Raw genomic sequence first — 13,481 nt, forward strand, 5'->3', positions numbered from 1 at the left:
ATTGGACTGGCGCGCCTGCTGGAGGAAGGGCGCGGCCCATTTCATTCTTGGAAACTGGAACGCGCCCTTGTTTGAAGCGCGGCCCGAAAAACGAAAGGGGGATCCAAGGGGGTCCGAGACCCCCTTGGGAGAAAATCAAAAAACCTAAAAACTCGACCCCGGCTGCTTGAGGAATTCCACCTCCTCCGGGGTGCTCTCCCGTCCGAGGATGGCGTTGCGGTGGGGGTAGCGGCCGAACCGGTCGATGATGGCCTTGTGCTGGAGGGCGAAGTCGTAGGCCACATCGTTGCCGATGGTGGCGAACAGCTTGACCGAGAGTGCCTGCATCTCGGGGTCTTCGCTGTGCATCAGGGGCATGTAGAGGAACTGGAGCTGGTCGCCGCGCAGTTGCCGGTCGAAGCCTTGGGCGATGGCCTCCCGGGTGAGCGCCAGTGCGGCCGGGTCGCAGGCCCAGGCGCGGGGCGTGCCGCGATGGAGATTGCGGGAGAACTGGTCGAGCACGATGATGGCGGCGAGCAGGCGCTCGGGCGTGGCGCGCCAGTCGCCGGGCACGTCTGCCGCGAGCCGCGCGTGCAGCGTGCCGAAGCGCCGGGCGATGGCGGCATCGAGCGCGGGATCGACGGCGAAGCGCTTCTCGGGCGGCACTTCGCCCAGCCAGAAGGCGAGCACCTCGATGGCCTCGGCGGCAGCGGACATGGCAATCCCCTCTCGTAACCTCGCGTTTCCGTGCGCGGGCGAGTGTAGCGCAGCGGGGCCGTGAGGGCGCGGAAAAACCGCCTGCCCGCGCCGTGCGTGCGGGTGATTACTGGTGGTTGGCGTTGCCGCTGCCGAAGCCGTGCATGCGGAAGGCCCATTGCAGGCTGATCACTGCGCCCTTGAACGGCTGGATGAGGGCACCGGCCATGATGAGCGTGATCAGCGGCCAGGTGATCATGTGAAAGGCCATGGACGGATGGTAGGCCATCTCCACCTCAAGGACGATGGGCACCACCACGTGGCCGGTGACGATGATGGAGAGGTAGGGCGGCAGGTCGTCCGCCGAATGGCGGGTCATGTCCTCGCCGCAGAAGTCGCACGCCGGGGTCGCCTTCAGGAAGCGGGCGAACAGGCGGCCCTTGCCGCAGGCCGGGCAGCGGTTGCGGAACCCGCGCAGCATGGCCTCCTTGAGCGGCCGTTCGGCGGTGTCTGCGCTGATCTGCTCGGTCATGAGGCTCCCCGTATGTCGATGGTCCGGTGCGTCGGGAATGCTCCTGCGGGCAAAGCGGACAATTGTCCAGCCTTTGGCGGGCCATGCGGCGATATTACCGGGGGGAGCGGGGCGTTCTCATCCGTCAATCGGTCAATCCGTCGATCCGGCTTAGCGCGGGCCGGGCCCCTCGCCATTCGGCACGGCGCGCACGGACCCGGCGCGCGGCAGCAGCACGTAGGGGAGCGGGCGGCGGGAGGTGGCGCGCGCCGGCCGCGTGGCATAGCCCATCCGCAGGCCGAGGACCATGGTGCCGCGCCCGCCCGCAAGGGTGGCGATCCGGCCGGTGAAGCTGCCTCTGAAGCTGAAGGCCTGCCGCCGGGCGATTTCCCGGTCCGCCATCCAGTTCGGGTAAGACAGGGCCTGAAGCGCCAGCCCCTGGGCGGTGGCCTCGAGGTGGAGGCGCTGGAGCAGGCGCCCGGCTTCCAGCATCTGCGCCGGGTCATCGGCGTTGTCGACCGTGAGGACGCCGAACAGCGCCGAATTGGGAAGCTGAACGGTGCGGGTCTGGTCCAGCATGAAGGTGGCGTAGTCGTCTTCGCGCAGCGTCGGCAGGGCCATGGCGGTGCGGACCTGGAGGTCGGTCAGGCCGGTGCCGATGAAGCTGAGGCCGTCCTTGGTGGTCTGAACCTGGGTCATGGTCTGGCGGAACCAGCGGAACTGCTCGATCAGCATGGCGGGATCTTCAAGCGAGGCCCGGGCGGCGAGAAGGACGCTTTCGGCGAAATACCGGCCCTTCGGGCTGGCGGCGGGGAACAGATCGAGGTGCGCCCGGCTGCCGGGGGCCAGGCCCAGGAGGGTGGGCATCACGTCCGGCGGGGGGAGCTGGCCCGGCTCGTAGGCGCTGCGGTTGGTGTGCCGGTTGCCGATGGCGAGGAAGCGGGGCGTCTGGCGCGGCTTGCTTGGGGCGAGCGTGAGGCGGGCGATGTGGTCGTGGTCCTCCCGGTCGGGGAAGAGCGTGACGGAGGCCGAGAGCCCCAGCCCTTCCGCGCCGGTGACCATGTTCTCGATGCAGGCGCCCAAGCCAATGAGGGCCGAGCGGAAGTAGGGGTCGAGAAGGGGAGTGGTGGCGCGCCGGTTGAAGAACAGGTCGATGACATCCCCGTACAGGCGCAGCAGCCAGGGCTGGGTGTTGAAGAAGGAGGAGGCCAGCGTGCCGGCAAGGGCCACGCCCTCGATGTCGCTCATCTGCCGGTGCCGCCATTCGTGCCAGGGCTCGAACGGCTGGCCGGACTGGAGATCGGAGAAGCTGCCGCGATCGACCGCGCGATACAGGAACCCGGCGCCGGTGAGCGCGGCCACGGAGGCGCCGCCTATGCCCAGGAAGAAGACGAAGTTCCGGCGGCTGGTGGCCATGGGTCTCACGCGGTTTCTGGCATCCGGCACAGGAAACGCACGGGTGCGGCCGGAGGGTGCTCCGGTGACGGGCAAATACCACCGGTGCGCCGCAGGAGGGGCGGGCATCAGCGGGCGGGCGTTACCGGAACGGCGGCTCGTCGAAGCTGCGCAGCTTGCGGGAGTGGAGGCTGCCCATCTCCCCGCGCAGGAGGGCGATGGTCTTGAGGCCGATCGCCAGATGCTCGCCGATGGCCCGTTCGTAGAAGGCGTTGGCCGCGCCGGGCAGCTTGATCTCGCCGTGCAGCGGCTTGTCGGAGACGCACAGCAGGGTGCCGTAGGGCACACGCAGGCGATACCCTTGCGCCGCGATGGTGCCGCTTTCCATGTCGATGGCGATGGCGCGGGAGAGGTTGATGATGCGCCGCTCCTGCGCCCAGCGCAGCTCCCAGTTGCGGTCGTCGTTGGTGACGATCGTGCCGGTGCGCAGGCGGCGTTTCAGCTCCGCGCCGTGCTCGCCGGTGACAGCGGCGGCGGCCTCCTGCAACGCGGTCTGGATTTCGGCGAGCGCGGGCAGCGGGATGTGGGGCGGCACCGCGTCGTCCAGGATGTTGTCCAGCCGCAGGTAGGCGTGGGCCAGCACATAGTCGCCAATGCGCTGGGAGGCGCGCAGGCCGCCGCAGTGGCCCACCATCAGCCAGCAGTGGGGGCGCAGCACGGCCAGGTGATCGGTGATGGTCTTGGCGTTGGAGGGGCCGACGCCGATGTTGACCAGGGTGACGCCCTGATTGTCCGGCGTGACCAGATGATAGGCGGGCATCTGGTGCCGCCGCCAGGGCGCGGCGGCGATGCGCTCGAAGGCGTTCTCCGGCACCGCGCCGCGCTCGATGCGCACCCCGCCCGAGGCGACCAGCGCCGTATAGGGGCTGCTCTCGCTGGTGAGCTGGGCGATGGACCAGCGGATGAATTCGTCCACGTAGCGGTGGTAGTTGGTGAACAGGATCCACGGCTGCACCGCGCGCCAGTCGGTGCCGGTGTAGTGGATGAGGCGCTTCAGCGAATAGTCCACCCGGAGCGCGTCGAACAGCGCCAGCGGGCGCGGCGCCTCCTCCGGGCCGCACCACAGGCCGTCGGCCACGTCGTCGCTCACGTGGGCGAGCGCGGTGGTGGGGAACCAGCGGGCCAGTTCGGCGGGGGAGACGTTGCCCGCCATCAGCTCGTCGCCGCCTTCGAGCACGAAGGGGTAGGGGATCTCCTGCCGGCTGGGGACCACCTCGATCCGCACGTCGTAATCTTCTACCAGAAGGCTCAGCTGCTCCACGAGGTAGGCGCGGAATGCCTCCGGCTGGGTGACGGTGGTGGCATAGACGCCGGGCGCCTGGAGCTTCGCATAGGCGCGCGGCCCCGGATTGCGGGCGGCAGCGCCGGGGTAGATGACCCGCAGCAGGGGGTAGCAGAACCGCTGCCGCTCCTCCGGCGTCGGGGGCACGCCGGTGGCGGCGAACCGGTCGAGCGCCTCCCGCAGGGCAGCGACAGCGGAGCCGTGGAGGGCGGCGAGGGTGGCGACCGCCTCCTCGGGCGACAGGGAGGCGGCGAAGTCAGGCTGGGTCATGGCGTCTCGATCGGCTCCTTCCGGCTCCCGGGCCGGGGCTGGTCAGGGCGGGGGAAAGGTGTCCCCGGTCATGCCCTGCGGGTTGACGAACGGCACGCAGGCGGTGCTCTCCCACACCGCGCGGCGGTGGTGCAGCGCCCAGTGCACGCTGGGGAAGGCCAGTTCGTCCCAGGGGATGTCCTCCCACGCGAACAGGCGCACCTCCAGGCTCTCCGGGCCGGGGGCGAAGCCGCCCTCCAGCTCGGCGATGTGGATCAGCTGCACCTGGGAGATGCGGGGGATGGAATAGACCGCCAGCAGCCCGGTGATGCGGATGTTGGCGCAGGCTTCCTCCCGCGCCTCGCGCCGGGCGCCCTCCTCGGCGGTCTCGTTCTGCTCCATGAAGCCGGCGGGCAGGGTCCAGTATCCCCGGCGCGGCTCGATGGCGCGGCGGCAGAGCAGGATGCGCTCTCCCTGGCGGACAACCGCGCCCACCACGATCCGGGGGTTTTCATAGTCGATGAAGCCACAGATGTCGCAGACGCGCCGGTGCAGCGTGTCGCCGGCGGGGATGCGGCGGGAGAAACGGTGGCTCGCGGACATGCCTCTGACTCTAGCGAAAGTAGCCGGCAAGGGAAGTCCACGGGCACGCCCGGACCTGTCAGGTCGGACAGTTTGACCGGAACAAACGAACACGTTAAGGTGCCGCAGTTCAGCAATGAACCGTCGGGCGACCAGAGGGGGGGACGCTTGTCACACGAAAAGGCATGGCCGGAGGCCACAGCCGGGCGGCGGCTCGAATCGAGCATGCCCCGGTGTGGCGCCCATTTGCATCCATACGCACCGTTCTATCCAGACGTACAGGTGTCTTCGGGCACACTGTCCACGCACGAGTTTCCGCGGTTCTCCGCCCTGTCCTGAAGGGCAGGGCGGCGACGCGGCGGCGTACCAGTCCCTTATAGCCTCGGGGTGCTGGTCTCCGGACGTTAGGTCAGCTCTAGCGTCCGGAAATTGAAAGGGCCGCCGGTGGGTGTCACCGGCGGCCCCTTTTTCTGGTTTGCTGGCTTTATTGCCTGCTGGCTTTATTGCCTGCTGGCTTTATTGCCTGCTGGATCTATTGCCTGCTGGATTTACTGGTGCAGGCCTGGCCGCCCGCCTGCTCGGGAGGGGGCGGCGCGCCGTCCCGGCCAGGCTCAGGCCGAGGCCAGGTTCTGGTTCACGAAGTCCCAGTTGACCAGATGATCCAGGAACGCCTGGACGAAGTCCGGGCGGCGGTTCTGGTAGTCGAGGTAGTAGGCGTGCTCCCACACGTCGCAGGTGAGCAGCGCCTTCTGGCCGTGGGCCAGCGGCAGGTCGGCATTGCCGGTCTTGGTGATGGCGAGCTTGCCGTTGTCCAGCACCAGCCAGGCCCAGCCCGAGCCGAACTGGGTGGTGGCGGCCGCCTTGAACTGCTCGACAAACTTGTCGTAGCCGCCCAGATCCGCGTCGATCTTCTCCGCGATCGCGCCGGTCGGCTTGCCGCCGCCGTTCGGCTTCATGCCGTTCCAGAAGAAGGTGTGGTTCCACACCTGCGCGGCATTGTTGAAAATGCCCGCCTTGGAGGCATCGCCCGCCACCGCGAGGATGATTTCCTCAAGCGACTTGTTCTCCAGGTCGGTGCCCTTGATCAGGTTGTTCAGGTTGGTGACGTAGGCGGCGTGGTGCTTGCCGTGATGGAAGCCCAGCGTGTTGGCCGACATGTGCGGCTCAAGGGCGTTGGCGGGATAGGGCAGGTCTGGGAGCGTGAATGCCATCTGGAAATGCCTCCGTGCATGGGTTGTCGTTGAAAAATCACCGGAAGATGTAGGCATTGAACACCGTCAGGGCAACTGGCGGTGAAACGATTGGCGGCGATTTCCGTCTAACGCATGGGGATTGGCGGGGGCTGCATCCGGGCAGGCGCGGCGCAAGGCCCGGCTTACAGCAGGCCGTGCTTGCGCAGGGCGTGGCGGCACTGGTCGTAGGTGAGGCCGAGCGCGGCGGCGGCTTCCCGCTGGTTGAAGCGGGCACGCTCCAGCGCCGCGCTCAGGAGGCGGCGCTCGTAGGCGGCAACGGCGGCGCGGAAATCGCCCACGGGCTCGTCGGCGGCGGGCGCCCGCGCCGGCGTCTGTTTCCCCTCCCGCTCCGGCACCCGCTCCGGGCTCTGCGGCTTGGGCAAAGGCCTGGGCCGCCAGGGTGATTCGAAGGGGTCGAGCACCAGCCGTTCGATGGGGCGGTCGGGGTCGCCCCAGCGGTAGACGGCGCGCTCCACCGCGTTCTTCAGCTCGCGCACGTTGCCGGGCCAGTCGTGGGCGAGCAGCTGCTCCATGCAGGCGTCGCTGAAGCCGGGGAAGCCCTCCCACCCCATCTCCACCGCCATGCGCTGGCCGAAGTGCTCGGCAAGGACGGGAATGTCCTCGCGCCGGTGCCGCAGCGGCGGCAGCGTCACCACGTCGAAGGACAGGCGGTCGAGCAGGTCGGCGCGGAACCGCCCTTCCTCGGCGAGGCGGGGCAGGTCCTCGTTGGTTGCGCCCACCACGCGCACGTCCACCTCGATGGGCCGACTCGCGCCGATGCGCTGGAGCTGGCCGTATTCGATCACTCGCAGCAGCTTCTCCTGCGCCTGGGGCGAGAGGGTGGCGATCTCGTCGAGGAACAGGGTGCCGCCATCCGCCTCCTCGAAGCGGCCTGCGCGCGCCCGGGTCGCCCCGGTGAACGCGCCCGTCTCGTGGCCGAACAGTTCGGCGTCGATCAGGGACTCGGGCAGGGTGGCGCAGTTGAGCTGCACGAACGGCCCGTCCCAGCGGCGGGAGAGGCGGTGCAGGCGCTCGGCGATCAGCTCCTTGCCGGTGCCGCGCTCCCCGATCACCAGCACCGGGCGGTTGAGCGGCGCCATGGCCGACACGCGATCGAGCGCGTCGAGAAACGGGCCGGACTGGCCGACGAGACGGGGCGCTTCCGCAATCATGGCCAATAATTAGCAAAAAACACCAGAAATTGGCAAATCATTAAGCGGGGTGGTCGGGGTGGCTTCGTGGAAAATCATTTGTTTTCAATAATTTAGTCATGTGTCGGCGAGTTGGCACGCATCCTGCTTTTCTCCTGACAGAGCGGCGGCGCATCGCCTGCCGCACCGGGACAACGGCCCCAAGGGGCCAAAGGGGAAGGGGATCACGAGATGAAGACCATTTTCGAGAACGCCACCCGTCATCTGGTTTGCGCTCTGGCGGCCTTGGTGGCCGGCGCCATCGCCCTCGGCATGGCCGCGGGCCCGGTCGAGGCTCACGCCAGCCTCCCGGCTGCCACCGTGGCGGTGGCGGAGGCCGCGAGCGCGCTCTGACTTGCACGCCGGCCGCCGGCTCCGGGGTGGGGCGGGCGGCCGGGAGACGGGTTCGCCGCCAATTCGCGGCAGGGTTTTCAGGGCAGGGTCTGCACAGCACCGGTGAGGCGCACAGTCGAAGGAGTTGGACGATGGGAATTTTCTCGCGCCTGGGCGATATCATCGCCGCGAACATGAACGACATTCTGGACCGGGCCGAAGATCCGGCGAAGATGATCCGTCTCATCATCATGGAGATGGAGGAAACCCTGGTGGAAGTGCGGGCCTCGGCGGCGCGCACCATCGCGGATCAGAAGGAAGCCCGGCGCACCCTGAAGCGGCTTGACGCGGCCCAGCAGTCGTGGGCGGAAAAGGCGGAGCTGGCGCTCTCCAAGGGGCGCGAGGATCTGGCCAAGGCGGCGCTGGTGGAGAAGCAGAAGCTGGCCCAGATGGCGACCCAGATCGAGCACGACATGCTGCTGATGGACGAGGCGCTGGCCAAGCACGAGGAGGACATCCAGAAGCTGGAGGCCAAGCTGCGCGAGGCGCGGGCCCGGCAGAAGACGATCCTCGCCCGGCTGGAGACGCTGGAGAACCGGGCGCGGATGCGCCGCATGATCTCCAGCCCGCGCATCGATGAGGCCTTTCAGCGGTTCGAGATGCTGGAGCGCCGGGTGGACCTGGCCGAGGGCCGGGTGGAATCCTACGACCTTGGCCGCGCCCGCACGCTGGAGGAGGAGTTCGCCGAGCTCAAGGCCAACGACGAGGTGGAGGCCGAACTGGCCGCCCTCAAGGCTCGCGTCGGGAGTGGTGAAAACAAGTAGGCCCTCAGCAAGGGCGGCAGGCAGCAAGGAATGAGGCCGCAAGGGCCCGGCGGGGCGCCGGCCCGGCGGCGGACGGGAAGGGGGTGAAGTCCTGTGGAGGAATTAACCGGAGTTCTCATCGTTGCGATCCTGTTCCTCGGAATGCCGATGGTGGTGATGCACTACGCGCTCCAGTGGAAGCGCACGCGGTCCCTGTCGGAAGACGATGAACAGCTGATGGAGCACCTTCAGGAGAAGGCCCGCAGGCTCGAAGCCCGGCTGACCTCGGTGGAACGTATTCTGGACGCGGAAAATCCGCACTGGCGCAAGGACATCTGACATGGTCCGCAAGACGAAATTCTATCTCGACAAGCGCAACGCCAAGCTGATGGGCGTGTGCAGCGGCATCGCCGACTACACGGGCGTCGATGCCCTCTGGGTCCGGGTGGCGGTGATTGCCCTCACCCTCCTTGGCGCAGGCTGGCTCACGGTTCCCGCCTATTTCATCGTCGGATTGGTGGCGGACAAGAAGCCGCTGGAGCTGTACGATATCGACCCGAGGGAAGACGCCTTCTGGCGCAGCGCCCGCACCAGCCCGGCCTCGACCATCCGGTCCGTGCGCGGCGACTTCCGGGAAATCGACCGCCGGTTGCAGGACGTGGAGGCCTATCTCACCTCGTCGAGCCGCAATCTGGCGTCGGAGATCGACAGGCTGCGCTAGGACGGGCCTGTCCGGGGAGCAGGGACAAGCAAGAGGGGAAGGCCATGGGTCCGTTTGAAATGGTTGTCGCAATCGTCCTCATCGTGGCCGTTGCGGGCGTGATGAAAGCGCGGGCGAGCAGCGGACCGGGCCAGGAGGCGGTGGAGGAAATCGCCCGCCTGCGGGCCCAGGTGGACCATCTCAGCGAACGGGTGAAGGTGCTCGAAAAGCTGGCGACGGACCCGGCCAGGCGCCTTTCGGACGAAATCGAGCGGCTGCGGGGATAGGCGCTGCGGGGACAGGCCGGGCGACCGGCCCGACGCAGCCGAGGATCGGGGAGTGGACTGTCATGTCGGTGACATGGGTAATCCTGGGGTTGGGGTGTTTTCTGGCAGTGATGGCCGTCGGCGCCGGGCTCTGGATCTGGACGGTGCGGCAGCTGCTGCGCCTGCGCGATGCGGAGCTGGAGGTGCGCGCCGCCGCCCTGGCGTGCAGCACGGAGGAGTTCGCCGGCCTGCGCAACCGGGTGGCGCGGCTGGAAGCCATCGCCGAGGGCATTTACTGATCAAGGCATTTACTGACCAAGGGCTTTTGCTGACCAAAGGGGCTTAGACCCCGGCCGGGGATCGGCTAGAAGGGATGCAGACGTAACAGAGTCTTCATGCGTTTGTCCCTTGAACATCTCATCATCGAAGCGGCCGGTCCCTTATCTCATGACATGGAAAAAACGCCTGACGCGCGGCGGCCTTGCGGTTCTTGCGCTGATCCTCGCCGCCGCTGTTGCCTGGCTGCTGCTGGCCCCGCCGGAGGTTGACGTCACCCGTCCGGTGCGCGGCCCGGCGGTGCAGGCGGTCTACGCCACCGGCACGGTGGAGCCTTCCGTCGAGGTGCGGATCGCGCCGCGCGTCGGCGGGCGGCTCATCGAGCTGCGGGCGGACGAAGGCGACCGGGTGCAGGCGGGGGCGATCCTCGCGCGGCTGGAGGACCGGGACGTGGGCGCGGGCGTCGCCGAGCTGAGGGCCCGCCTCACCCAGGCCGAGCAGCAGGTGCAGCGCATCCGCACCCTCGCGCGGCAGGGCTGGGTGACCAAGGCGGCGCTCGACGAGGCGGAGGCCAACTATGCCGCCGCCCGCGCCGCCGTCACCCAGGCGGAGGAGCAGCAGCGCTTCATGTGGCTGCGCGCGCCGGCCAGCGGCACCATCATCCGCCGCGAGGGCGAGGTGGGTGACTTCATCCCCGTCAACGAGGCCGTGTTCTACATGGCCAGGGCCGGCGCCCCCATGCGCATCAGCGCGGAGGTGGACGAGGAGGACGTGCCCCTCGTGCGCGTCGGCCAGAAGGTGCTGGTGCGCGCCGACGCCTTCCCCGAGGACGTGTTCGACGGCACGGTGGCGGAGATCACCCCGCGTGGCGACCCCGTGGCCCGCAGCTACCGGGTGCGGGTGGTGCTGCCGGAGGGCACGCCGCTGCGCTACGGCATGACGGCCGAGATCAACATCATCACCGCCCGGCGCGAAAACGCGCTGCTGGTGCCCGCCAGCGCCGTTGACGGCAACCAGCTTTGGGTGGTGGAGGACAACCGCCTCGCTCGCCGCACGGTGCGCGCCGGGGTGCGCGGGGCGGCGCGGGTGGAAATCCGGGATGGCCTGGCGCCGGACGCATGGGTAGTGGCCACGCCGCCCGAGGGCCTGCGCGACGGCCAGAAGGTGCGGGTGCGGCCGCTGCCCGCCGAAGCCCCGCTGGCGGAGCCGGTGATGGGACAGGGGCCCGCCTCGGTAGTCGCGGATTCGGCAGGCGCGGATTCGGCAGTCGCGGATACGGCAGCCCGGTAGGAACCCGCCATGAAGGTGCTGACCCGGATCGCCCTCAGCCACCTGCTCAGCCGCAGACGCCAGACGCTTGTCTCCCTCAGCGGCATCGTGCTCGGCGTCGGGTTCTTTCTGGGCGTCTCCTCCCTCATGCGCGGCTCGGAGCGGGACTTCATCGCCCGGCTCATCGACACCCAGCCGCACGTGACCGTCTCCGACGAGTTCCGCACCAACCCGCTGCAACCGGCGGAGCGGCTGTACGGCGCGGGCGCGGTCGAGCTGCGCAACGTCAAGCCGCGCACCGAAACCCGCGGCATCCGCCAGTACAAGCAGAAGCTGGCGCTGATCGAGCGGCTGCCGGGCGTGCGCGTCGCGCCCGTGCTGGTGGGGCAGGGCATCATCACCTTCGCCGGGCGCGACGTGGGCGTCACCCTCTCCGGCATCATCCCCGAGCGGATGCGCGGCGTCAGCACCATCGAGGAGGACATGCAGGAAGGGCGGCTGGAGGATCTGGACGCCAATCCCAACGGCATCATCATCGGGCGGGAGCTGGCCAACCGCTACGGCATCGACATGGGCGACAACCTGGCCGTCGCCGCGCCCAGCGGTCAGGTGCGGGTGCTGAAGGTGGTGGGCATCTTCCGCACCGGCAACCAGTCCTACGACGAGGGACAGGCGTTTGCCGCCCTCAAGCGGGTGCAGGCCATGATGGACCGGCCGAACGTGGCCAACAGTTTCGTGCTGCAACTGGACGACCCCATGCAGGCGCGGCAGGCCGCCGCGCGCATCGAGGCGCTCATCGGCTACAAGGCGGTCTCCTGGCAGGAGGCGAACGAGGACATCACCAGCGTCCTCAAGGTGCGCAACATCATCATGTACTCGGTGGTCAGCGCCATTCTGGTGGTGGCCTCCTTCGGCATCTACAACGTCATCTCGACCGTGGTGCTGGAGAAGACCCGGGACATCGCCATCCTCAAGTCCATCGGCTTCAACGCCCGGGACATCCGCCGCATCTTCCTGACCGAAGGGCTGATCCTCGGCGCGCTCGGCAGCGTCGCCGGGTGCGCGCTCGGCTGGGTCATCATCTACGGGCTGGGCAAGATCACGCTGAAGCCGCCGGGGGCAGTGGAGCCGATCCAGATGCCGGTCTACTGGGGCGCGGACCAGTTCGTGCTCGCCGCTGCCTTCGCCATCCTCTCGGCCGTGGGCGCGGCCTACCTGCCCGCGCGCAAGGGCGGGCGGGTGCAGCCGGTCGATATCCTGCGGGGGGCGGCATGAGGCAGGCGGCAGCCCCCGGTCCGGTTTTGCGCGCCGAGAACCTCAGCCGCGTGCTCGAAGGCGAGGTCGCCGCCGTGCTGGTGCGGGAGGCCTCCGTCGAGGTGCACCCGGGCGAGATGGTGGCGATCATGGGCCCCTCGGGCTCGGGCAAGTCGTCGCTGCTCTACCTGCTGGGGCTCCTCGACCGCCCCACCACCGGCACCATCTGGCTGGGCGGGGAGGACACCTCCGGCTTCACCGACGACCAGATGGCCCGCATCCGTCTCGAGAAGCTGGGCTTCGTCTTCCAGTTCCACTTCCTGCTGCCCGAGTTCACCGCGCTCGACAACGTGATGCTGCCCATGCGCCGCCTCGGCCGCCTGCCGGAAGACGAACAGCGCGAACGCGCCCGCCGCCTGCTCGCCGAACTGGGCCTCGAAGGCCACGAACACAAACGCCCGGGCCAGCTCTCCGGCGGCCAGCGCCAGCGCGTCGCCATCGCCCGCGCCCAGGCCAACGACCCGCTGGTCATCCTCGCGGACGAACCCACTGGCGCGCTCGACAGCCACTCCAGCCTCGTGGTGCGCGATACCCTCAAACGCCTCGCCACCGAACAGGGCCGGGCCATCATCGCCGTCACCCACGAACCCCGCTTCGCCGAAGCCGCCGACCGGATCATCACCATCGTCGATGGCATGGTGCAGCCGGAGGGCACGACGTTCTGAGGTTTTTTCTCACGGGATTTTTGCAGGGGACTCGGTCCCCTGCACCCCATTCGTTTTTCGGGACGTGCGCGGCAGCGGCCGGGTGCGTCTGCTCAGAACGAAAGGGGGATTGCCAAGGGGGTCCGCGACCCCCTTGGCGCAAGGAAATTCGAAACAAATGAAGCAAATCTTGTGTCCCCTGCGCACCTCGGGTTGACGGTGCGCGGGCGGTTCGCCAAATCAGGGGGCATGACCAAGCCGCTTTCGTTTGACGACCTCCAGTCCGATTTCGAGCTGTTCGAGGACTGGGAGGACAAGTACCGGATGCTCATCGAGCTGGGCCGGACGCTGGAGCCCATGCCCGATGCGCTCAAGACGGACGCCACCAGGGTGCGCGGCTGTTCCAGCCAGGTGTGGTTCTTCGCGGAGCCGCGCGCGGACGGGCGGCTGCATTTTCTGGGTGACAGCGACGCGCATATCGTGCGCGGGCTGATCGCGGTGCTGTTCCTGCTGTTTCAGGACCGGACGCCGGACGAGATCCTGGCCATCGACGCCCGCGGCAAGCTGGGCGAGCTGGGGCTGGCGGGGCATCTCTCCCCGACCCGCACCAACGGCCTCTATTCCATGGTGGGCCGTATCCAGGCGCTGGCGCAGGACGCGGCTTCCGCTTGAGGGGCGCCTGAGGGGGAGGGGAGACTCG

17 protein-coding genes are annotated in these 13,481 nt (G+C 68.5%); 10 read left to right on the forward strand and 7 right to left on the reverse strand.

Features of this window, described 5'->3' with window-relative positions:
* Positions 1 to 144: 144 nt before the first annotated feature.
* The 7 genes from ACSJJU_RS11095 to pspF form a co-directional block, all read right to left on the reverse strand.
* Positions 145 to 696, reverse strand: a complete 552-nt coding sequence (locus ACSJJU_RS11095) for a DUF924 family protein (RefSeq protein WP_435915527.1) — start codon at positions 694 to 696, stop codon at positions 145 to 147.
* A gap of 106 nt (positions 697 to 802) precedes the next feature.
* A complete protein-coding gene (locus tag ACSJJU_RS11100; protein ID WP_435915528.1) occupies positions 803 to 1,207 on the reverse strand; it encodes a DUF983 domain-containing protein in 405 nt (134 codons plus the stop codon).
* Between the two features lie 150 nt (positions 1,208 to 1,357).
* The gene (locus ACSJJU_RS11105; protein WP_435915529.1) at positions 1,358 to 2,602 is read right to left on the reverse strand and encodes a hypothetical protein; all 1,245 of its coding nucleotides are present in this window, start codon (positions 2,600 to 2,602) and stop codon (positions 1,358 to 1,360) included.
* Between the two features lie 121 nt (positions 2,603 to 2,723).
* Positions 2,724 to 4,193, reverse strand: coding sequence for an AMP nucleosidase (locus ACSJJU_RS11110; RefSeq protein WP_435915530.1), 1,470 nt, complete (start codon positions 4,191 to 4,193; stop codon positions 2,724 to 2,726).
* Between the two features lie 42 nt (positions 4,194 to 4,235).
* A complete protein-coding gene (locus ACSJJU_RS11115) occupies positions 4,236 to 4,775 on the reverse strand; it encodes an NUDIX domain-containing protein (RefSeq protein ID WP_435915531.1) in 540 nt (179 codons plus the stop codon).
* A gap of 590 nt (positions 4,776 to 5,365) precedes the next feature.
* The gene (locus ACSJJU_RS11120; RefSeq protein WP_435915533.1) at positions 5,366 to 5,965 is read right to left on the reverse strand and encodes a superoxide dismutase; all 600 of its coding nucleotides are present in this window, start codon (positions 5,963 to 5,965) and stop codon (positions 5,366 to 5,368) included.
* Positions 5,966 to 6,129: 164 nt separating this feature from the next.
* On the reverse strand, positions 6,130 to 7,155 hold the full coding sequence (pspF, locus tag ACSJJU_RS11125; RefSeq protein WP_435915897.1) for a phage shock protein operon transcriptional activator: 1,026 nt from the start codon (positions 7,153 to 7,155) through the stop codon (positions 6,130 to 6,132).
* Positions 7,156 to 7,368: 213 nt separating this feature from the next.
* Between pspF and ACSJJU_RS11130 the strand changes: the two genes are divergently transcribed.
* From ACSJJU_RS11130 to ACSJJU_RS11175, 10 genes are all read left to right on the forward strand, one after another.
* Positions 7,369 to 7,530, forward strand: coding sequence for a hypothetical protein (locus tag ACSJJU_RS11130; RefSeq protein ID WP_435915534.1), 162 nt, complete (start codon positions 7,369 to 7,371; stop codon positions 7,528 to 7,530).
* Positions 7,531 to 7,661: 131 nt separating this feature from the next.
* On the forward strand, positions 7,662 to 8,333 hold the full coding sequence (pspA, locus tag ACSJJU_RS11135; RefSeq protein ID WP_435915536.1) for a phage shock protein PspA: 672 nt from the start codon (positions 7,662 to 7,664) through the stop codon (positions 8,331 to 8,333).
* 93 nt (positions 8,334 to 8,426) lie between these two features.
* On the forward strand, positions 8,427 to 8,651 hold the full coding sequence (pspB, locus tag ACSJJU_RS11140) for an envelope stress response membrane protein PspB (RefSeq protein WP_435915538.1): 225 nt from the start codon (positions 8,427 to 8,429) through the stop codon (positions 8,649 to 8,651).
* 1 nt (position 8,652) lies between these two features.
* On the forward strand, positions 8,653 to 9,033 hold the full coding sequence (gene pspC, locus ACSJJU_RS11145) for an envelope stress response membrane protein PspC (protein WP_435915540.1): 381 nt from the start codon (positions 8,653 to 8,655) through the stop codon (positions 9,031 to 9,033).
* 44 nt (positions 9,034 to 9,077) lie between these two features.
* Complete coding sequence (locus ACSJJU_RS11150) at positions 9,078 to 9,299, forward strand: hypothetical protein (RefSeq protein ID WP_435915542.1); 222 nt, start codon at positions 9,078 to 9,080, stop codon at positions 9,297 to 9,299.
* A 62-nt stretch (positions 9,300 to 9,361) separates the two neighbouring features.
* Positions 9,362 to 9,577, forward strand: a complete 216-nt coding sequence (locus ACSJJU_RS11155) for a hypothetical protein (RefSeq protein ID WP_435915543.1) — start codon at positions 9,362 to 9,364, stop codon at positions 9,575 to 9,577.
* 148 nt (positions 9,578 to 9,725) lie between these two features.
* Entirely contained in the window at positions 9,726 to 10,844 is a 1,119-nt protein-coding gene (locus ACSJJU_RS11160) for an efflux RND transporter periplasmic adaptor subunit (protein WP_435915544.1), read from the forward strand.
* A gap of 9 nt (positions 10,845 to 10,853) precedes the next feature.
* The gene (locus tag ACSJJU_RS11165; protein WP_435915545.1) at positions 10,854 to 12,098 is read left to right on the forward strand and encodes an ABC transporter permease; all 1,245 of its coding nucleotides are present in this window, start codon (positions 10,854 to 10,856) and stop codon (positions 12,096 to 12,098) included.
* The gene (locus ACSJJU_RS11170; RefSeq protein WP_435915546.1) at positions 12,095 to 12,802 is read left to right on the forward strand and encodes an ABC transporter ATP-binding protein; all 708 of its coding nucleotides are present in this window, start codon (positions 12,095 to 12,097) and stop codon (positions 12,800 to 12,802) included. Before ACSJJU_RS11165 ends, ACSJJU_RS11170 begins: the two co-directional genes overlap by 4 nt.
* 228 nt (positions 12,803 to 13,030) lie before the next feature.
* Positions 13,031 to 13,453 (forward strand): SufE family protein, encoded by a 423-nt coding sequence (locus ACSJJU_RS11175; protein WP_435915547.1) that lies wholly within the window; start codon positions 13,031 to 13,033, stop codon positions 13,451 to 13,453.
* Positions 13,454 to 13,481: the final 28 nt, after the last annotated feature.

Source organism: Pedomonas sp. V897, assembly GCF_051304405.1.
GTDB lineage: Bacteria > Pseudomonadota > Alphaproteobacteria > Sphingomonadales > Sphingomonadaceae > Pedomonas.

Excerpts from the sequence above, each read along its gene's own strand:
- ACSJJU_RS11130 (WP_435915534.1), top strand. The coding sequence starts at position 7,369 with ATGAAGACCATTTTCGAGAACGCCACCCGTCATCTGGTTTGCGCTCTG.
- ACSJJU_RS11175 (WP_435915547.1), top strand. The coding sequence starts at position 13,031 with ATGACCAAGCCGCTTTCGTTTGACGACCTCCAGTCCGATTTCGAGCTG.
- ACSJJU_RS11170 (WP_435915546.1), top strand. The coding sequence starts at position 12,095 with ATGAGGCAGGCGGCAGCCCCCGGTCCGGTTTTGCGCGCCGAGAACCTC.
- pspC (WP_435915540.1), top strand. The coding sequence starts at position 8,653 with ATGGTCCGCAAGACGAAATTCTATCTCGACAAGCGCAACGCCAAGCTG.
- ACSJJU_RS11160 (WP_435915544.1), top strand. The coding sequence starts at position 9,726 with ATGACATGGAAAAAACGCCTGACGCGCGGCGGCCTTGCGGTTCTTGCG.
- ACSJJU_RS11095 (WP_435915527.1), bottom strand. The coding sequence starts at position 696 with ATGTCCGCTGCCGCCGAGGCCATCGAGGTGCTCGCCTTCTGGCTGGGC.
- ACSJJU_RS11110 (WP_435915530.1), bottom strand. The coding sequence starts at position 4,193 with ATGACCCAGCCTGACTTCGCCGCCTCCCTGTCGCCCGAGGAGGCGGTC.
- ACSJJU_RS11155 (WP_435915543.1), top strand. The coding sequence starts at position 9,362 with ATGTCGGTGACATGGGTAATCCTGGGGTTGGGGTGTTTTCTGGCAGTG.
- pspA (WP_435915536.1), top strand. The coding sequence starts at position 7,662 with ATGGGAATTTTCTCGCGCCTGGGCGATATCATCGCCGCGAACATGAAC.
- ACSJJU_RS11120 (WP_435915533.1), bottom strand. The coding sequence starts at position 5,965 with ATGGCATTCACGCTCCCAGACCTGCCCTATCCCGCCAACGCCCTTGAG.
- ACSJJU_RS11105 (WP_435915529.1), bottom strand. The coding sequence starts at position 2,602 with ATGGCCACCAGCCGCCGGAACTTCGTCTTCTTCCTGGGCATAGGCGGC.
- ACSJJU_RS11165 (WP_435915545.1), top strand. The coding sequence starts at position 10,854 with ATGAAGGTGCTGACCCGGATCGCCCTCAGCCACCTGCTCAGCCGCAGA.
- ACSJJU_RS11100 (WP_435915528.1), bottom strand. The coding sequence starts at position 1,207 with ATGACCGAGCAGATCAGCGCAGACACCGCCGAACGGCCGCTCAAGGAG.
- ACSJJU_RS11150 (WP_435915542.1), top strand. The coding sequence starts at position 9,078 with ATGGGTCCGTTTGAAATGGTTGTCGCAATCGTCCTCATCGTGGCCGTT.
- ACSJJU_RS11115 (WP_435915531.1), bottom strand. The coding sequence starts at position 4,775 with ATGTCCGCGAGCCACCGTTTCTCCCGCCGCATCCCCGCCGGCGACACG.